Raw genomic sequence first — 17,757 nt, forward strand, 5'->3', positions numbered from 1 at the left:
TACCAGGGCATCCCCTACGCCGCCCCACCCACCGGCACCCGCCGCTGGGCCCCGCCCGCTCCCGCCGGACCCTGGCAGGGCACCCTCGACGCCACACAGCCCCGCGCCGCCTGCCCGCAGACCGGCGCCACCCCGCCCGCGGGCCGCAAGTCGGACACCGAGAACTGCCTCTTCCTCAACGTCACCACCCCACGCAAGTCGTCCCCAACCCCCCGCCCGGTCATGGTCTACCTGCACGGCGCCGACCACACCGACGGCGAGGGCGCGATGAACCACGCCGAACGCCTCGCCGTCCAGGGCGACGTGATCGTGGTGACCGTCAACTACCGCCTCGGCGCCCTCGGCTACCTGGCCCACCCGGCCCTGGAGAAGAACGGCCGCGGCGAGTCCGGCAATTACGGCTTCCAGGACCAGCAGGCCGCCCTCCGCTGGGTGCAGCGCAACGCGGCCGCCTTCGGCGGTGACAAGCACAACGTCACGCTCTTCGGCGAGTCGGCCGGCGGCTACAGCACCTGCGCGCACCTCGTCGCCCCGTCCTCGGCCGGCCTCTTCCACCGCGCGATCACGCAGAGCGCCCCCTGCACCGAAGACGTCAGGACCGACCGTAAACGCGCCCTGGCCCAGGGCGAGAAGACCACCGCCGCGATCGAGGACGACCACGACCTCGAAGACTGGCGCAAGGCCGCCCCGACCCAGCTCATCCACGACTTCGGCACCGGCCCGCACTACTCCCCGGTCTACGGCGGCAAGCTGCTCCCCCGCTCCCCCCAACAGGCCTTCGCCTCCGGCCGCTTCAACAAGGTCCCGGTGCTGCAGGGCATCAACAGAAACGAGCAGCGCGCCATGGTCTACGGCCTCGAGCAGGCCAAGAAGCACCAGACCAAGGACCCGCACGCGACCCTCGACGACGCGGACGTCCGCGCCCACCTGGAGGCGGTCTTCGGCCCGAAGGACGCCAGGACCATCGCCGCCCGCTACCGCAGCAGCGCCTACGACGACACCCCGGCCCTGGCCCTCGCCGCGGCCCTCACCGACGCCCAGTACGCCCGTCCGACGGCCGACACCGCCCGCGCCCTGTCCGGCCAGGTCCCGGCGTACGCCTACGAGTTCGCCGAGTCCGACAACCCCTGGTACGCCGACCCGAACTACCCGAAGCCCAGCTTCCCGGCCGGCGCGGGCCACACCTTCGAGCTCCCCTACCTCTTCGAGCTCGAGGACTTCCAGCCGCTCAACGACACCCAGCAGCGGCTCTCGTCGACGATGATCCGCATCTGGTCCGGCTTCGCCCGTACGGGCCGCGCGGACTGGAAGCCGTCGACCCCAGGGCAGCTCAACGCCCAGGCACTCTCATCCACCGGCACCACACCGGTCGACTTCGCCAAGGAGCACGACTACGGCTTCTGGAAGTCGCTCGACTGACAGGGCAGAAGTCAGGAGTTGCGCACCAACTGGGCGGCCTCGGTCGCCCAGTAGGTGAGCACCATCCCGGCGCCGGCCCGCTTGAAGGAGGTCAGCATCTCCAGAATGGCGCGCTCCCGCTCGATCCAGCCGTTCGCCGCGGCGGCCTCGACCATCGCGTACTCGCCGGAGACCTGGTACGCGGCGACCGGCACGGTCACCTCGTCGGCGAAGGCCTTGAGGATGTCGAGATACGGCAGCCCCGGCTTGACCATGACCATGTCCGCGCCCTCGGCGAGGTCGAGCTCCAGCTCGCGCAGCGACTCGCGGAAGTTCGCCGGGTCCTGCTGGTACGTCTTGCGGTCGCCCTTCAGCGACGACCCGACGGCCTCCCGGAAGGGGCCGAAGAAGGCGGAGGCGTACTTCGCGGTGTAGGCGAGGACCGAGACATCGTCCCGCCCGATCTGATCGAGCGCCTCACGGACGACGGCGATCTGCCCGTCCATCATCCCGCTGGGGCCCACGACATGGGCCCCGGCATCGGCCTGGACCTGCGCCATCTCGGCGTACCGCTCGAGGGTGGCGTCATTGTCGACCCGCCCCTCGGCATCGAGCACACCGCAGTGACCGTGATCGGTGGTCTCGTCGAGACACAGATCGGACATGACGATGAGCTCGTCCCCGACCTCCACCCGGACATCCCGCAGCGCGACCTGCAGAATCCCGTCCGGATCGGTCCCGGGCGTCCCGACGGCGTCCTTCTTCTCCTCCTCAGGAACGCCGAAGAGCATGATCCCCCCGACCCCGGCGGCGACGGCCTCGGCGGCGGCCTTACGAAGGGTGTCGCGGGTGTGCTGCACGACGCCGGGCATCGAGCCGATGGGGACCGGCTCGGAGATGCCCTCACGCACGAAGGCCGGGAGGATGAACTCGGCGGGATGCAGGCGGTTCTCGGCGACCATGCGGCGCATCGCCGGGGTCGTCCGCAGCCGTCGCGGCCGTACGATCGGGCCTTCAGTCATGCCGGTCACCTTGCTGCTTCCCTTCGTCCCTCACACGCTGCGCGACTTACGCCGCGGCCGCCGCTCGCTCGGCCGCAGCACCGCCTCTCCGGCCTCGACGGCCGCATCCCGGCGCTCCCCGCCGAAGGCGGCGAGCGCCTCGGCCAGCTTGGCGACGGACGGCTCGGGGGCCATCACGTCGACCCGGAGCCCGTGCTCCTCGGCCGTCTTGGCGGTCGCCGGACCGATACACGCGATGACGGTCACGTTATGCGGCTTGCCGGCGATCCCGACCAGATTCCGCACCGTCGACGACGACGTGAACAACACCGCGTCGAAGCCACCACCCTTGATGGCCTCCCGCGTCGGCGCCGGCGGCGGCGAAGCCCGCACCGTCCGGTACGCGGTGACGTCGTCCACCTCCCACCCGAGCTCCTTCAGCCCGGCGACCAGCGCCTCGGTGGCGATGTCCGCCCGCGGCAGGAAGACGCGGTCGATCGGATCGAAGACCGGGTCGTACGGCGGCCAGTCCTCCAGCAGCCCGTGCGACGACTGCTCCCCGCTCGGCGTCAGATCCGGCTTCACGCCGAACTCCACCAGCGCCGCCGCGGTCTGCTCGCCCACCGCCGCGACCTTGATCCCGGCGAAGGCCCGGGCGTCGAGCCCGTATTCCTCGAACTTCTCGCGCACGGCCTTCACGGCGTTGACCGACGTAAAGGCGATCCACTCGTAGCGCCCGGTGACGAGCCCCTTGACGGCCCGCTCCATCTGCTGCGGGGTACGCGGCGGTTCCACGGCAATGGTCGGCACCTCATGGGGCACGGCCCCGTAGGACCGCAGCTGCTCGCTCAGCGACGCCGCCTGCTCCTTGGTACGCGGAACGAGCACCTGCCACCCGAAGAGCGGCTTGGACTCGAACCACGACAGGCTCTCCCGCCGCGCCGGCGCGCTCTGCTCGCCGACCACGGCTATGACGGGCTGCCCGGCGTCCGGCGAGGGCAGCGCCTTCGCGGCCTTCAGCACCTGCGCGACCGTCGAGAGCGTCGCGTTCCAGGTCCGCTGCCGCGTCGTCGTCCCGGCCACGGTCACCGTCATCGGCGTATCGGGCTTGCGCCCGGCCGAGACCAGCTCGCGCGCCGCCGCCGCGACGTCCTCCAGCGTGGTGGACACGACCGCGGTGCCGTCGCTGGCGCCGACCTCGCCCCAGCACGCGGCCGAAGCGGTACGGGCGTCGACGAAGCGGACGGTCCCGCCGTCGGCGTCGCGCAGCGGCACCCCGGCATACGCGGGCACGCCGACGGCGGCCGCGACACCGGGCACCACCTCGAAGGCGATGCCTTCGCCGGCGCACTCCTGCATCTCCTGCACGGCGCCGCCGTCGAGGCCGGGATCACCGGCGATCGCATGCACGACCCTCTTGCCCGAGCGCGCGGCCCGCATGACAAGATGGCTCGCACTAGGCGGCGTTGACCCCTCCGCGGTGGCCTCGGCCGCCTCCTGGGGCACGGCTGCCCCTGCGCGAGCGTGCGCACGCACAACGTCGAGGACGTCATGATCGGCGACGAGCACATCGGCGGCTGCCAGCGCCTCGACGGCGCGCAGCGTCAGCAGTCCCGGGTCGCCGGGTCCGGCGCCCAGGAACGTGACGTGCCCGGCGGTGCGGGGCGCCTTCGTCTCGTTCGGGTCAGTGGTGGACGGCGTGGGGCTCAATCTGCTCGCTCCCCCATCAGACCGGCCGCTCCTTTCGCGAGCATCGCCTCGGCGAGCTCACGACCGAGCGCGACGGCGTCTTCTTGGGACGCCGGGACGGGGCCGGTGGTGGACAGCTGCACCAGCGTGGCGCCGTCGGTCGTGCCGACGACACCGCGCAAGCGCATCTCGGTGACAACCTGCCCCTCGGTCAGCAGGTCGGCGAGCGCACCCACGGGCGCGCTGCAGCCGGCCTCCAGAACGGCGAGCAGGGTTCGCTCGGCGGTCACGGCGGCCCGCGTGTACGGGTCGTCGAGCTCGGCGAGCTGTGCGGCGAGGTGCGTGCTTGCGGCAGCACACTCGACCGCGAGTGCCCCCTGGCCAGGGGCGGGCAAGACTGCGTCGGTCGGGATGAGCTGGCTGGCCTCGTCGAGGCGGCCGATACGGGCCAGGCCCGCGGCTGCCAGGACGACGCCGTCCAGTTCGCCCTTCCGCACGTAACCGATGCGGGTGTCGACGTTACCCCGGATTTCAACCGTCTCGACACTCTTGCCGAGCGACCGGGCCCAGGCCTGCAGCTGCGAGGCGCGGCGCGGCGAACCGGTGCCGATCCGGGCGCCGTCGGGCAGATTCTCAAAGGTCAGCTGGTCACGGGCGACGAGCACGTCGCGCGCGTCCTGGCGCGGCGGGATGGCCGCGACCACCAGGTCGTCCGGCTGGGTCGTCGGCAGGTCCTTCAGCGAGTGCACGGCGAGATCGATCTCACCCCGCTGCAGCGCGTCCCGGAGCGCGGCGACGAAGACGCCGGTGCCGCCGATCTGCGCCAGCGGCGAACGGTCCGTATCGCCGCGGGTGGTGATCTCGACGAGCTCGACCGGCCGGCCGGTGAGCTCCGTGATCGCGTCGGCGACCTGGCCCGACTGGGCCATGGCGAGCTTGCTGCGGCGGGTGCCGAGCTTCAGTGGGGGTGTCATGCCTGGCCCCTCTCGGCGGCACTGGCGGCCCCGCCGGCGTCAGCCCGGCTGACGGCGGCGACCGCGTCCTGGTCGAGGTCGAACAGCTTGCGCAGCGCGTCCGCGTACCCGGCCCCGTCCGGGGTGGCGGCGAGCTGCTTCACGCGCACCGTCGGGGCGTGCAGCAGCTTGTCGACGACGCGGTTCACGGCCTGCGTGATCTCCGCGCGCTCGCGCTCGCCGAGGTCGGGCAGCCGGCCGTCGAGCCGGGCGATCTCGGCGTTCACCACGTCCGCGGCCATCGTGCGCAGCGCGACGACGGTGGGCGTGATGGTGGCGGCCCGCTGGGCGGCACCGAAGGCGGCGACCTCAGCGGAGACGATTTTGCGGACCTGGTCGACGTCGGCGGCCATGGGCGCGTCCGCGCTGGCCCCGGCGAGAGTCTCGATGTCGACGAGGCGGATGCCGTCGAGGTCATGCAGCGCGCCGTCCACATCCCGCGGCATCGCGAGATCGAGCACGTCGAGCCGCCCGGCGCCCGCCACATCCGCGGCGGTGAGCACGATCCCGGCGGCCCCGGTGCAGGACACGAGGAGATCGATGCCGGCGAGTTCGGCCGTAACGGCATCCATCGGCACGGCCCGCGCGGTGAGCGGCTGCGGCGCCTCAGGCGCGCTTCCCTGCGCCGGAATCCCGGCACCGCTCTCCTCCGCCGCCACATCCTTGGCGCCGCGGAGCGGCGCAGCATCAGCGCCGGAGGCGCCAAGGCTCGCAGCGAGCCGCTCGGCCCGCGCAAAGGTCCGGTTCGCGACCACCAGCTCCGCGACCCCGGCCCGCGCCAGCGTCGCGGCGGCGAGCGACGACATCGACCCGGCGCCGATCACCAGCGCCCGCTTGCCGGCGGCCCAGTCCGTAACACTCCGGCCATCAGCCAGCTGCTCAAGACCAAAGGTCACCAGCGACTGCCCGGCCCGGTCGATCCCGGTCTCGGAGTGCGCCCGCTTGCCGACCCGCAGCGCCTGCTGGAACAGATCGTTGAGCGTCCGCCCCGCGGTGTGCAGCTCCTGCCCGCGGGCCAGCGCCTCCTTGATCTGCGCGAGGACCTGCCCCTCCCCGACGACCATCGAGTCGAGCCCGCAGGCCACCGAGAAGAGGTGGTGAACGGCCCGGTCCTCGTAATGCACGTACAGATAAGGCGTGAGCTCCTCGAGCCCGACGCCGGTGTGCTGGGTGAGCAGCATGGACATCTCGGCGACGCCCGCGTGGAACTTCTCCACATCCGCGTACAGCTCGACCCGGTTGCAGGTGGCGAGTACGGCCGCCTCCGCGACCGGCTCCGCCGCCACCGCGTCCTGCACCAGCTTCGCCTGCGCGGACGCGTCGAGCGCGACCCGCTCCAGCAGGCTGACGGGAGCGCTGCGGTGGCTGAGGCCTACGACGAGCAGACTCATGCCGGCATCACGGCGGGGATGTCCCCGTCAGACCCTGGCTCGGGACGCCGCTTCTCGGCCGGTACGGTGCGCGCGGTCGCGGCCGGCGGGGCCGCGGGGGCGTCGGTGTCGGGCTGCGCCAGATCGGCTTCCTCGCCCGCCTTCCGCTGCTCGTGGAAGGCGAGGATCTGCAGCTCTATCGACAGGTCGACCTTCCGTACGTCCACGCCGTCCGGGACGGTGAGCACGGTCGGCGCGAAGTTCAGGATCGAGGTCACACCCGCCTCGACAAGCCGGTTGCAGACCTGCTGCGCGGCGCCCGCCGGGGTCGCGATGACCCCGATCGAGACGCCGTTGTCCTCGATGATCGACTCGAGTTCGTCGGTGTGCCGCAGCGGCAGGCCGGCGACCATCTTCCCGGTCATCGCCGGGTCGGCGTCGATCAGCGCGGCGATCCGGAATCCGCGGGATGCGAACCCGCCGTAGTTGGCGAGCGCGGCGCCGAGGTTACCGATACCGACGATCACCACGGGCCAGTCCTGGGTCAGGCCCAGCTCACGCGAGATCTGGTAGACGAGGTACTCCACGTCGTAGCCGACGCCCCGGGTCCCGTACGAACCCAGGTAGGAGAAGTCCTTGCGCAGCTTCGCGGAGTTGACGCCCGCGGCGGCGGCGAGCTCCTCCGAGGAGACGGTGGGGACCGATCGCTCGGACAGCGCGGTCAGCGCGCGCAGGTACAGCGGAAGACGGGCGACGGTGGCCTCGGGAATCCCTCGGCTTCGGGTCGCCGGTCGGTGAGTTCGGCCAGTTGCCACGGTGCTCCTGCGGTCAGCGCGAGCGGGTGAGCAGGCTCGCGTTCCCTGAAGTCTCGCGACGCCGCTCGATTGAATGCAGGCTATGCCTTTGTGAACGCGTGCACAAAGACGGTGTCTGTTTTGTCCGAGCAAAGTGATGGGGGTCACGCGCAACTGCACTCACCCTCACCTCACCAGTGCCCGGCGCAGCCGATCGGGATCGACCTTCCAGAAGGTGTGCTGCTCACCGTCGATGAGCACCACCGGAATCTGCTCCCAGTACGCGCTGTGCAACGCCTCGTCGGCCGTGATGTCCTTCTCATCCCACGCGGCCCCCGTCTCCTCGCACACCTTCTTGATCACCTCACGCGCGTCATCGCAGAGATGACAGCCGGGCTTGCCGATCAAGGTCACCGTGCGCTCGGCCGGAGACTTGCGGGACCTACGCCGTAGAAGCGGACTCATGTCCCCCATTGTGCGCCGACCGGCGCCGGTCCCCTTAACCTGCCCGACACCAGGTTGTCCGCCTCGCACCGTTATGCTCGCGCCATGGCCGCTATCCGATGGCTCACCATCCCGAGGTTCCGCAGGCGCTACGCCACCGCGCGCAGTGTGCTGGCGGGTGAGGCCGCCGCCGAGGCGGCCCGCAAGCTCGAGGAAGCGCCCGAGGAAGTTCTCGCGGAAGAAGGGGCCGAGCAGGCCGGGGAAGCCGGGCCGGAGGAGCCGGAGTTCCCGGTCCCGGGCGACATCCGGGCCGCCGCCTTCTTCGACCTCGACAACACGATCATGCAGGGCGCCGCGCTCTACCACTTCGGCCGCGGCCTCTATAAGCGGAAGTTCTTCACCTCCCGCGACCTGGCCCGCTTCGCCTGGCAGCAGGCGTACTTCCGGCTCGCCGGCTCCGAGAACCCCGAGCACATGCAGGACGTCCAGTCCTCCGCGCTGTCGATCATCCAGGGCCACCGCGTCTCCGATCTCATGGAGATGGGCGAGGAGATCTACGACGAGTACATGGCCGGCCGCATCTGGCCCGGCACCCAGGCCCTCGCCCAGGCGCACCTGGACGCGGGCCAGAAGGTCTGGCTGGTCACCGCGGCGCCGGTGGAGACGGCCACGATCATCGCCCGCCGCCTCGGCCTGACCGGCGCCCTGGGCACCGTCGCCGAGTCCGTCGGCGGCGTCTATACGGGCCGGCTCACCGGCGAGCCGCTGCACGGCCCCGCGAAGGCCGAGGCGGTACGGGCCCTGGCCGCCGCCGAGGGCCTGGATCTGCACCGCTGCGCCGCGTACAGCGACTCGGCCAACGACATCCCGATGCTGTCCCTGGTCGGCCACCCGTACGCGATCAACCCGGACTCCCGGCTGAAGAAGCACGCCCGCGAGCACGGCTGGCGGCTGCGGGACTACCGGACGGGCCGCAAGGCCGCCAAGGTCGGCATCCCGGCCGCCGCGGGCGTCGGCGCCGTCGCGGGCGGCGCGGCCGCAGCCGCGGCGCTGCACCGCCGCCGCCGCTGATCACAGACAATCTTTCCCTCTTACCCACCACCGGCCCCCGCCAGTCCCACTGACGCGGGTCAGCCACAACACGCCCGCGAACCAGGCAGTTCGTGTCACTTACCGATCAGAAGCACACACCGGTCGGATACTTGATGGGTCGTCAATAGGTTACGGACCGAACGGAACCGGTGAATTGAGCAACTGGGTGTAGCGCGGCCTGTACGAAGCGTTATTCTCCTCAGACGCGTAACCGGTCCCACACGTCACAACGACGGGTGAACGGTCCCGCACTGAACGTGATGGAAGCTCTGCCTCTGGGAGTCCCGTGTCCTCACACGTCGGGGTTGACGCCTCAGGCCTGGCTACGCTGCGCGCACAGGTACGCGAGCAGCTGCGCACCTTTACCGGCGCCTCGCCCTGGCCGGCAGGCCCCCCGCTGGCGCTCGCCGGCCACCCGGCTGTCACAGCCGGCCGGCCGGCCGCCGCCACCGCCTACGCGCTCGCCGACAGCGGCGCCGCCGTCGGCAGCCGCCGCGGCTCCTCCCGCGGCGCGCGGCCCGCCGACAGCGACAGCCGCCGCATGATGGACCTGGTCGAGCGCGCCCAGTCCGGCGAGGCCGAGGCCTTCGGCTCGCTCTACGACCAGTACTCCGACACCGTCTACCGCTACATCTATTACCGCGTCGGCGGCCGCGCCACGGCCGAGGACCTCACCTCCGAGACCTTCCTGCGCGCCCTGCGCCGGATCGGCACCTTCACCTGGCAGGGCCGCGACTTCGGCGCCTGGCTGGTCACCATCGCCCGCAATCTCGTCGCCGACCACTTCAAGTCCTCCCGGTTCCGCCTGGAGGTCACCACCGGCGAGATGCTCGACTCCAGCGAGACGGAGCGCTCCCCCGAGGACTCGGTCCTCGAATCGCTCTCCAACACCGCCCTGCTGGAGACGGTCAGAAAGCTCAACCCGCAGCAGCAGGAGTGCGTTACGCTCCGGTTCCTCCAGGGGCTGTCCGTAGCCGAGACGGCCCGCGTGATGGGGAAGAACGAGGGGGCGATCAAGACCCTGCAGTATCGCGCCGTGCGTACCCTGGCCCGGCTCCTCCCTGACGACGCCCGCTGAGCGGCTCCCTCGCTGAGAGGTTCCCCCGTCTTGTTAGCAGCCCCGATACCCACCGATAGACCGCACGCATATGCCGTACGGTGCGATTATCGGCAGTGCGTAACCCTATTGCCCGAGCTGTCGTTGAGTGGATTGCAGGACTTCCACGCTCGCGGTCGGATACGTACAACCTCTGGGCGGGTCAAGGGAGTCCAACGCCTGAGACCCCGAGTCGAGAGGAGGTATCGCCTGTGATCGGATCCGTATCGGCACGCCGGGCGAACGCCTTCGCCCAGGCCCTGGATGCCCCCGTCCCCGAGGACGTGGAGATCGAAGACGCCGAGCAAGGACAGCTGCTGTCCGTCGCCGGCGGACTCGCATCGATCCCCGCGCCCGCGATGGACCCCGAGGTCAAGGCCGTCCAGCGGGCGCAGCTGATCGCCGCCATGGAGCAGCAGTTCGCGTCCGGCGGCTCGGGCGGCCCGGCCGTCCCCGAGCAGCGCCGCCGCGGCGCGCATCGCGCGGACACCAGCCCGCTCTCCAAGCTCAGGCCGCAGTCCAAGTGGACCCGCGGGGTCGCCATCGGCGGCATCGGCGTCGGCGTGGCCGCAGGATCGTTCAGCGGCGTCGCCGCGGCCAGCTCCGACGCCCTCCCCGGCGATACGCTCTACGGGCTCAAGCGCGGCATGGAGGACTTCAAGCTCACCCTCGCCGACGGCGACGGCGAGCGCGGCCGGCTCTATCTCGACAATGCCGCCACCCGGCTGCACGAGGCCCGCCGCCTGATGGAGCGGCAGCGCGCCGGCGACCTCGACGACGAGTCGGTCGCCGAGGTCCGCAAGACGCTGCAGGGCGTGCGGCATGACGCGGGCGAGGGCCACCGGCTGCTGCACGAGGCGTACGAGAAGGACCGCGGCACCGGCCCGATCCAGACCCTCTCCGCCTTCTCCACCTCGCATCGCTCCGGCTGGAATGAGCTCCGCCGGCAGCTGCCGGTCCAGCTGGACGACGTCGGCCAGGAGGTCGACGACGTCTTCGACGCCATAGACGATGAGCTGGGTCCGCTGCGGTCCCTGCTGCCCCCGGACGAGGACTCGGCCGGCCAGGGCGGCTCCCTCGACCCGGGCACCGGTCAGGGCTCCGGCAGCCCCAGCCCCTCCCCGTCGTCGACGTCCTCGTCGCACGGCGACGCGGAGCGGGACGGCAAGCAGCAGCCCTCGGACGACGCGAGCGACGGCGGGGACGGCGGCCTCATCGGCGACGACGGCCTCATCGACACGAAGCCGAGCGAGAGCGGCCGGAGCAGCGAGCCGAGCGACTCCCAGCAGGACGACGGCAAGTCGCCCGAGGCGGATGTCACCATCCCGCCGCTGCTCCCCGGCCTGCCGGGCCTGGGCCTGGACGCCGAGGACGACGAGGAGTAGCCGCGGCGTCCGGCGGCGTACGCCGGTCGGTCAGAAGAAGACCGACCGGCGCTGCACCAGCAGCTTGTACAGCGTGTGCTGGATCGTCTCGCGCACCTGATCAGTGAGGTTGAACATCAGCATCGGGTCCTCGGCGGCCTCCGGCGGATAGCCGTCCGTCGGTATCGGCTCGCCGAACTGGATTGTCCACTTCGTCGGCAGCGGCACCGCCCCCAGCGGCCCCAGCCACGGGAAGGTCGGCGTCACCGGGAAGTACGGGAAGCCCAGCAGCCGCGCCACCGTCTTGGCGTTCCCGATCATCGGGTAGATCTCCTCGGCGCCCACGATCGAGCAGGGCACGATCGGCGCCTTCGCCTTCAGCGCGGTCGACACGAAGCCGCCGCGGCCGAAGCGCTGCAGCTTGTAGCGCTCGGAGAAGGGCTTGCCGAGCCCCTTGAAGCCCTCCGGCATCACGCCCGTCACCTCGCCCCGCTCCAGCAGCCGCTGGGCGTCCTCGGAGCAGGCCAGGGTGTGACCGCCCTTGCGGGCCAGCTCGTTGATCACCGGCAGCTTGAAGACCAGATCGGCGCCGAGCAGCCGCAGCGTCCGGTCCGCCGGGTGGTGATCGTGGACGGCGACCTGCAGCATCAGCCCGTCCCACGGCAGCGTGCCGGAGTGGTTGCAGACCACCAGGGCGCCGCCGGTGTCCGGGATGTTCTCGATGCCCTTGACCTCGACCCGGAAGTACTTCTCGTACAGCGGCCGGAACAGCGGCATCAGCACCTGGTCGGTGAGCTCGCCGTCGTACCCGAACTCGTCCACCTCGTAGTCGCCGGTCAGCCGCCGGCGCAGGAAGCTCAGCCCGTGCGCCGCCTTGCGGTCCCAGTCGCCGCCGAGCAGCCGGTCCAGGAGGCCGGGCCCACCGCCCTCCTGCGCCTCCGTCTCCGCCTCCGCCTCGTCCGGGGCCTCCGGGTCGCCGGAAGCCTCCTGTACGGCGCTCAGCGGGCTCTCGGCGGGCTGCTGGCGCGCGGCCTGCGCGCCGGCGTCCGCGGCCGGCCGCTTGCGCCCGGTGGTGCGGCGGCGCGGCCCCGTACCGCGGGCGCGGTCGTCGTCGAAGGGTATGACCTTCGCGTCAGCCATGGGTGCGCTCCTTGGTGGCGCTGTCGTGGTGGTCGGCGGCCGTGCCTGCGATCCGCCCGAGCCCCAGCCGCGCGGCCAGCGCGTCCACGGCCCGGCCCACCTGGTCCGGCGGCAGCAGGCCAGGGCCGAGGCTGCCGGCGAAGTCGCAGAAGGTCTGCGTGGTCGTGTACCCCGGGGCGAAGCCCAGCACCTCGCGCATCTGCCGGGTGTCCACCACCCGCCCGTGCGTGAGCAGCCGGATCTGCTCCGGCGCGAAGTCCGTCATGCCCACCGAGCGCAGCGCCGAGCCGATCCAGGTGACGGCGGGCAGCAGGGTGGGCGCGGTGGGGCGGCCGAGGCGGCGGGCGCACTGCGAGAGCAGCAGGACGCCGTCGCCGGCGATGTTGAAGGTGCCGCTGTTGAGATGGCCCTTGCGCGGCTTCCCTGCGGCCAGCATCAGCACGTCGATCACATCGTCCTCGTGCACGAACTGCAGCCGCGGATCGTAGCCGAGGACGGTCGGCAGCACCGGCAGCGCGAAGTACTCGGCGAGCGGGGTATCGGCGCCGGGCCCGAGGATGTTCGCGAACCGCAGCACCGCGACGGCCACATCGGGGCGGCGCCGGGCGAAGCCGCGCACATACCCCTCGACCTCGACGGTGTCCTTGGCGAAGCCGCCGGAGGGCAGTCGGCGCGGCACGGTGGTCTCGGTGAAGACGGCGGGGTCGCGGGGCGCCGAGCCGTACACATTGGTGGAGGACTTGACCACGAGCCGCTCGACACTCGGCGCCTTCTGGCAGGCGCCGAGGAGCTGCATCGTGCCGATGACGTTGGTTTCCTTCAGGCTCGCACGGCTGGCCCTGGGGCCCAGCGGGGTGCCGGTGACATCCATGTGCACGACGGTGTCGACGGCGTTCTCGATCAGCACCCGGCCGACGGTGGGGTGACGTATGTCGGCCCGTACGAACTCGGCGTCGCCCAGATCGTGATCAGGCTCCACGGTGTCGACGGCGAGCACTCGGTCGACGGTCGGATCGCGCTGGATGCGGCGGACCAGGCGGCCGCCGAGCCGGCGGGCGACGCCTGTGACGAGCACCACCTTGCCCAAAGGGATTCGCCTGCCTTCCTGCACCGCTGTCCCGCGCCTGGCGGCCCAGGTTAGCCGCTCGATGTTGCCCGGAGGTGTCCGTCTCAGCCCCCGGAAGCGGCTGCAACGCACACCGCCGCCCCGAGGCACCCTGAAGGTGCTGGGGCGGCGGAGTGCGCGCGGCCTTGCGGCCGGTTACTTCTTGTTGCGACGCTGCACGCGCGTGCGCTTCAGCAGCTTGCGGTGCTTCTTCTTAGCCATCCGCTTGCGGCGCTTCTTGATGACAGAGCCCACGTCTACCCTCGCTCACTTCTCAGCTTCATGGTGCGGGGCATGGGCCCACACGACCTTCGTCGGCCTAGCCTACCCGCCATCAGGCCGAGCCCGTAATCGAGGGAGGGCCACCGGACTCTGTCGATCTTGGTCGCCCTGGTCGATCTTGAACGACTCCTGGCCGTCAGGCCGACTCCACCCCCACATATGACTCGCGAAGATACTCGTGCACCGCGTTCTCCGGCACCCGGAAGGACCTGCCTACCCGGATCGCCGGCAGATGCCCGCTGTGCACCAGCCGGTAGACGGTCATCTTGGACACTCGCATCACGGCGGCGACTTCCGCCACCGTGAGGAACTGGACCTCGGACAGAGGCCTCTCAGCATTAGCAGCCATGACACACCTGAACCTTCCGCACATGACGGACACCGGCTTCCCCTCCGGTGACTCCTGTTCGCATGCGCGCTCTTCACCAGAGTAGGTGCGGGTGGTGCAAGTGGGGAAGAGGAGTAGCCATCGGATGGCTACTGTGACAGACACGCTCGATTGAGTACATAGCGCGTCAACGGCCTGTAGTAATCAGACCGCACAGCGTCATCAAGCGGAACGACGACGGACACTCGCCCCTCGGCCTGCCCGACGAACGGCGCGGGATCATCGGCATCCGCCAGGCCAATCGCCTCAAATCCCAGCTGACCTGCACCGCAGACCCACCCGTGATCGCCGATCACCAGCTCGGGCAGGGCAGTTGCCCCCTCGGCGGCGGCCCCCAGGGCGGCCCGGACGGGAAGCGGAGAATGTGTGTGCGCGCCGGTACGACACCCGTCCCCCTGCACGCCGTTTTCGTGCACCTGCGCGACGCCTTGGACGTAGCGAAGGTTGTACGTGCGTACGCCGAACCGGGTCGTTATGTCGACATCTTTGCCCTCCCCTGGGGTGAGGACATCGCACCCCGCCGCCGAGAGCGCGGCAGCCAAGGCGGCGTAGAAACCAAGGAGCTTGGCGGGATGCCCGGTGCCGATGAGCACGGATTCCCCGCGCTCCGCCGCCAGTTCGAGGCGGTCGGCGAAGGCGTCGAGCGCGGCGATCGTCAGATCGGGATCGATCTCGACCGGCCCCGAGATGTGACCGGGATCCGCGCTGGTCCCGGTGGCTTCCGCCATCAGGCCGAGCAAGTCCCGCACGGTCCAGTCCCGTTCGGGCTCGAGCCCGAGCAGCGCACGCGGATCGCGGGCGGCGAAGAGATGGTAGCGCCGAAGCGCACCCTCGCGCGTGGTGGCTACGGGCCCGGCGATGCGATGCGCGAGCAGGTGCGCGCGCAGCTCACCGGCGGCCGTGGAGGTGGTCAACACGGGGGCAATGGTGGCGGCTTGGGTGGGGCGGTGCGGCGTTTTTCGGGCTTTTTCACCCACTCGCCCGCCCGTTGCTGCACGGGGCGGGGTTCAGTCAGGGCAGCAGCCCATGCGCCGGAAACACCCCGCGCCGCACCGCCCGGATCGCCTGATCCACCGCAGAGCCCGGGTCGTACCCGTCCTCCCAGTCCGGGAACGACGCGGAACACCCGTCCGTCATCCGCCGCGGCGCAGCCACCCCGGTCCGCCGGTAAACCTCCGCCCGCCACTCCTCCGGCACCTCCGCCTCCGGCGGAATCGGCACCCCGGCCGCGATCGCCGACAGATGCGTCCACGACCTCGGCACCACATCGACCACCGCGTATCCACCCCCGCCCAGCGCCAGCCACCGCCCCCCGGCGTGCTCCTGCGCCAGCCCGTGCAAGGCCATCTGCACCGCCCGCTGTGCGTCCAGCGACACCGCCAGATGCGCCAGCGGATCCTCTACGTGCGTATCCGCCCCGTGCTGCGTCACCAGCACCTGCGGCCGGAAGGCCCCCACCAGCTCCGGCACCACCGCATGGAACGCCCGCAGCCACCCCGCATCCCCGGTCCCCGCCGGCAGCGCCACATTCACCGCCGATCCCTCGGCATCCGGGGCCCCGGTCTCCTCCGCCCACCCGGTCTGCGGGAACAGCGTCCGCGGATGCTCATGCAGCGAGATCGTCAGCACCCGCGGGTCATCCCAGAACGCCGCCTGCACCCCGTCCCCGTGATGCACATCCACATCCACATACGCGACCCGCTCGGCCCCCAGCTCCAGCAGCCGCGCGATCGCCAACGCCGCGTCGTTGTAAATACAGAACCCCGACGCGCCACCGGGCATCGCATGGTGCAGCCCACCCGCGAAATTCACCGCATGCCCGGCATCCCCACGCCACAGCGCCTCCGCCGCCGCCACCGACTGCCCGGCGATCAGCGCCGACGCCTCGTGCATCCCGGCGAAGGCGGGATCATCGATGGTCCCGATCCCGTACGAGACATCCGCCGCCGCCGGATCCGCCGAGGCGTCCCGCACCGCATCGATGTAGTCCTGCCGATGCACCAGCCGCAGCGTCGAATCCCCCGCCGGCGGCGCCGCGACCACGTCGACCCCCGGCGCCTTGTCCACCCCGAAGGCCTCGACCAGCCGCATCGTCAGCGCCAGCCGCACCGGATCCATCGGATGCTCGGGCCCGAAGTCGTAAGCGGTAACGGCCTCATCCCACATCAGCTGCGCGCGCACGGTCATGCCCGCCACCGTATCGAGCGGGAGCCGTCCCGTACGACCTGGCGTAGAGCAGCGTGGCCAGCACCAGCGCCATGGGCACGAGCATCGCCCCGCGATACGACCAGGCCTCGCCGATCGCCCCGACCAGCGGCGCCCCGACAAGGAAGCCGACGTAATTGAAGATATTGAGCCGCGCGATAGCGGTGTCGGAGGCCGCCCCCGGGAAAAGCCTCCCGGCCGCGGCAAAGGTCTGCGGCACGATCACACACAACCCGAACCCGAGCAGCGTGAACCCGGCCATCCCCGCCCACGCCCCCGGCGCCACGGCGACGACCGCGAATCCGGCAGCTGCCAGCACACTCCCGGCCCGCACCACGGCCGCCCCACCCCAGCGCGCGACACCGCGATCGCCGACGGCCCGGCCGATGAGGGTGGTCACCATGTAGATGTTGTACGGGACGGTGGCCAGCTCCTCGGACGAGTGCAGGACATCTTCGAGGTACTTGGCGCTCCAGTTGGAGACGGTCGCGTCCCCGATATACGCGAAGGCCATCACCATGCACAGCGGCAGCAGCGCACGATAGGCCCGCGGGCCGGCGGGCAGGGCGTCCGCCTTACCGGCCTCCTCCTCCCGCCGCGCATCCACGTAGTAGCGGCTCATGTAGAGCGCCACAGGCGCCAGTACGGCCACGACGCTCCCGTACAGCACCGCCAGGGATATGTCCCAGTGCGCCCCCGCCCACGCGAGCGACGCCCCCGCGATGCCACCGAGGCTGTACGCGGCATGGAACCCGAGCATGATGCTGCGCCCGTACGCCCGCTGCAGACTCACCCCGAGCATGTTCATGGACGCGTCCAGCGCCCCCACCGTGAGCCCGAAGGCGGCCAGCGCGACGGCGACGTGCCACACGTCATCCCCGACGCCGACCCCGACCAACGCCAGGCAGACCAGCGGCTGCACCCACCGCAGCACCGCGGACGGCGGCACCCGCTTCACCAGATGCTCGGCCGCGACGCTCCCCACGCCGGCCAGGATCGGCACGGCAGCGAGGAAGACCGGCAGCGCGGCATCCCCGATCCCGTACTGGTCCTGGATCGCCGGGATACGGGTCACCAGCAGGGCAAAGACCGCGCCCTGGACGAAGAAGCTGACTCCCAAGGCGCCCCGCGCACGGCGCAGTTCGGCATCGATCATGAGCGGAGCCTAGAGCGCCGGCGTACCGATGAGTATCCCTAGAACGCAAAGAAGGCCCCCGCCATGACGGCGGGGGCCTTCTTCGTAAAGTTTGTTCGGCGGCGACCTACTCTCCCACACAGTCCCCTGTGCAGTACCATCGGCGCGGAAAGGCTTAGCTTCCGGGTTCGGAATGTAACCGGGCGTTTCCCTAACGCTATGACCACCGAAACACTATGAA

Annotated in this window: 17 protein-coding genes and 1 rRNA gene; 4 read left to right on the forward strand and 14 right to left on the reverse strand. The window is 70.9% G+C overall.

What is annotated here, in order from left to right; all coding sequences use genetic code 11:
- The coding region (locus G5C51_RS28605) for a carboxylesterase/lipase family protein (protein ID WP_165241247.1) at positions 1 to 1,419 on the forward strand (1,419 nt) is incomplete at its 5' end.
- An 11-nt stretch (positions 1,420 to 1,430) separates the two neighbouring features.
- Here the strand turns inward: G5C51_RS28605 and hemB are convergent.
- From hemB to G5C51_RS28635, 6 genes are all read right to left on the reverse strand, one after another.
- Positions 1,431 to 2,420, reverse strand: a complete 990-nt coding sequence (gene hemB, locus G5C51_RS28610) for a porphobilinogen synthase (RefSeq protein ID WP_165241249.1) — start codon at positions 2,418 to 2,420, stop codon at positions 1,431 to 1,433.
- Positions 2,421 to 2,450: 30 nt separating this feature from the next.
- Positions 2,451 to 4,109 (reverse strand): bifunctional uroporphyrinogen-III C-methyltransferase/uroporphyrinogen-III synthase, encoded by a 1,659-nt coding sequence (locus G5C51_RS28615; protein ID WP_165241251.1) that lies wholly within the window; start codon positions 4,107 to 4,109, stop codon positions 2,451 to 2,453.
- A complete protein-coding gene (hemC, locus tag G5C51_RS28620) occupies positions 4,106 to 5,062 on the reverse strand; it encodes a hydroxymethylbilane synthase (protein ID WP_165241253.1) in 957 nt (318 codons plus the stop codon). The genes G5C51_RS28615 and hemC overlap by 4 nt, the downstream gene beginning before the upstream one ends.
- A complete protein-coding gene (locus G5C51_RS28625; protein WP_165241255.1) occupies positions 5,059 to 6,492 on the reverse strand; it encodes a glutamyl-tRNA reductase in 1,434 nt (477 codons plus the stop codon). The genes hemC and G5C51_RS28625 overlap by 4 nt, the downstream gene beginning before the upstream one ends.
- A complete protein-coding gene (locus G5C51_RS28630) occupies positions 6,489 to 7,286 on the reverse strand; it encodes a redox-sensing transcriptional repressor Rex (protein ID WP_165241257.1) in 798 nt (265 codons plus the stop codon). Before G5C51_RS28630 ends, G5C51_RS28625 begins: the two co-directional genes overlap by 4 nt.
- Before the next feature lie 165 nt (positions 7,287 to 7,451).
- Positions 7,452 to 7,730: a glutaredoxin family protein gene (locus G5C51_RS28635; protein WP_206314431.1), complete on the reverse strand. Its 279-nt coding sequence runs from the start codon at positions 7,728 to 7,730 to the stop codon at positions 7,452 to 7,454.
- An 84-nt stretch (positions 7,731 to 7,814) separates the two neighbouring features.
- Here G5C51_RS28635 and G5C51_RS28640 point away from each other — a divergent pair, with 84 nt between their 5' ends.
- The 3 genes from G5C51_RS28640 to G5C51_RS28650 all read left to right on the forward strand — a co-directional run bounded on the left by G5C51_RS28640 (position 7,815) and on the right by G5C51_RS28650 (position 11,282).
- Complete coding sequence (locus G5C51_RS28640; protein WP_165241261.1) at positions 7,815 to 8,780, forward strand: HAD family hydrolase; 966 nt, start codon at positions 7,815 to 7,817, stop codon at positions 8,778 to 8,780.
- A gap of 307 nt (positions 8,781 to 9,087) precedes the next feature.
- Positions 9,088 to 9,879 carry an ECF subfamily RNA polymerase sigma factor, BldN family gene (locus tag G5C51_RS28645; RefSeq protein ID WP_165241263.1) on the forward strand — a complete coding sequence of 264 codons (792 nt, stop codon included), beginning with the start codon at positions 9,088 to 9,090 and terminating at the stop codon, positions 9,877 to 9,879.
- A gap of 230 nt (positions 9,880 to 10,109) precedes the next feature.
- Positions 10,110 to 11,282: a DUF5667 domain-containing protein gene (locus G5C51_RS28650; protein ID WP_165241265.1), complete on the forward strand. Its 1,173-nt coding sequence runs from the start codon at positions 10,110 to 10,112 to the stop codon at positions 11,280 to 11,282.
- Between the two features lie 30 nt (positions 11,283 to 11,312).
- On the opposite strand, the gene G5C51_RS28655 is transcribed toward G5C51_RS28650, so the two are convergent.
- The 8 genes from G5C51_RS28655 to rrf form a co-directional block, all read right to left on the reverse strand.
- Positions 11,313 to 12,401 carry a lysophospholipid acyltransferase family protein gene (locus G5C51_RS28655; RefSeq protein ID WP_165241267.1) on the reverse strand — a complete coding sequence of 363 codons (1,089 nt, stop codon included), beginning with the start codon at positions 12,399 to 12,401 and terminating at the stop codon, positions 11,313 to 11,315.
- Positions 12,394 to 13,488 (reverse strand): NAD-dependent epimerase/dehydratase family protein, encoded by a 1,095-nt coding sequence (locus tag G5C51_RS28660; RefSeq protein WP_165241269.1) that lies wholly within the window; start codon positions 13,486 to 13,488, stop codon positions 12,394 to 12,396. Before G5C51_RS28660 ends, G5C51_RS28655 begins: the two co-directional genes overlap by 8 nt.
- Before the next feature lie 174 nt (positions 13,489 to 13,662).
- On the reverse strand, positions 13,663 to 13,761 hold the full coding sequence (locus tag G5C51_RS28665; RefSeq protein WP_003948845.1) for a 30S ribosomal protein bS22: 99 nt from the start codon (positions 13,759 to 13,761) through the stop codon (positions 13,663 to 13,665).
- A gap of 163 nt (positions 13,762 to 13,924) precedes the next feature.
- Complete coding sequence (locus tag G5C51_RS28670) at positions 13,925 to 14,137, reverse strand: helix-turn-helix domain-containing protein (protein WP_165241271.1); 213 nt, start codon at positions 14,135 to 14,137, stop codon at positions 13,925 to 13,927.
- A 128-nt stretch (positions 14,138 to 14,265) separates the two neighbouring features.
- Entirely contained in the window at positions 14,266 to 15,093 is an 828-nt protein-coding gene (locus G5C51_RS28675; protein WP_165241273.1) for a phosphatase, read from the reverse strand.
- A 94-nt stretch (positions 15,094 to 15,187) separates the two neighbouring features.
- Positions 15,188 to 16,363, reverse strand: coding sequence for an acetoin utilization protein AcuC (locus G5C51_RS28680; protein ID WP_165241275.1), 1,176 nt, complete (start codon positions 16,361 to 16,363; stop codon positions 15,188 to 15,190).
- A complete protein-coding gene (locus tag G5C51_RS28685; protein ID WP_165241277.1) occupies positions 16,332 to 17,537 on the reverse strand; it encodes an MFS transporter in 1,206 nt (401 codons plus the stop codon). The genes G5C51_RS28680 and G5C51_RS28685 overlap by 32 nt, the downstream gene beginning before the upstream one ends.
- A gap of 93 nt (positions 17,538 to 17,630) precedes the next feature.
- Positions 17,631 to 17,747: ribosomal RNA gene (gene rrf / locus G5C51_RS28690) — 5S ribosomal RNA — on the reverse strand.
- Positions 17,748 to 17,757 lie beyond the last annotated feature (10 nt).

The sequence above is a fragment of the Streptomyces coryli genome (assembly GCF_011044975.1).
GTDB lineage: Bacteria > Actinomycetota > Actinomycetes > Streptomycetales > Streptomycetaceae > Streptomyces > Streptomyces coryli.

Excerpts from the sequence above, each read along its gene's own strand:
- hemB (WP_165241249.1), bottom strand. The coding sequence starts at position 2,420 with ATGACTGAAGGCCCGATCGTACGGCCGCGACGGCTGCGGACGACCCCG.
- hemC (WP_165241253.1), bottom strand. The coding sequence starts at position 5,062 with ATGACACCCCCACTGAAGCTCGGCACCCGCCGCAGCAAGCTCGCCATG.
- G5C51_RS28625 (WP_165241255.1), bottom strand. The coding sequence starts at position 6,492 with ATGAGTCTGCTCGTCGTAGGCCTCAGCCACCGCAGCGCTCCCGTCAGC.
- G5C51_RS28635 (WP_206314431.1), bottom strand. The coding sequence starts at position 7,730 with ATGAGTCCGCTTCTACGGCGTAGGTCCCGCAAGTCTCCGGCCGAGCGC.
- G5C51_RS28640 (WP_165241261.1), top strand. The coding sequence starts at position 7,815 with ATGGCCGCTATCCGATGGCTCACCATCCCGAGGTTCCGCAGGCGCTAC.
- G5C51_RS28655 (WP_165241267.1), bottom strand. The coding sequence starts at position 12,401 with ATGGCTGACGCGAAGGTCATACCCTTCGACGACGACCGCGCCCGCGGT.
- G5C51_RS28670 (WP_165241271.1), bottom strand. The coding sequence starts at position 14,137 with ATGGCTGCTAATGCTGAGAGGCCTCTGTCCGAGGTCCAGTTCCTCACG.
- G5C51_RS28680 (WP_165241275.1), bottom strand. The coding sequence starts at position 16,363 with ATGACCGTGCGCGCGCAGCTGATGTGGGATGAGGCCGTTACCGCTTAC.
- G5C51_RS28685 (WP_165241277.1), bottom strand. The coding sequence starts at position 17,537 with ATGATCGATGCCGAACTGCGCCGTGCGCGGGGCGCCTTGGGAGTCAGC.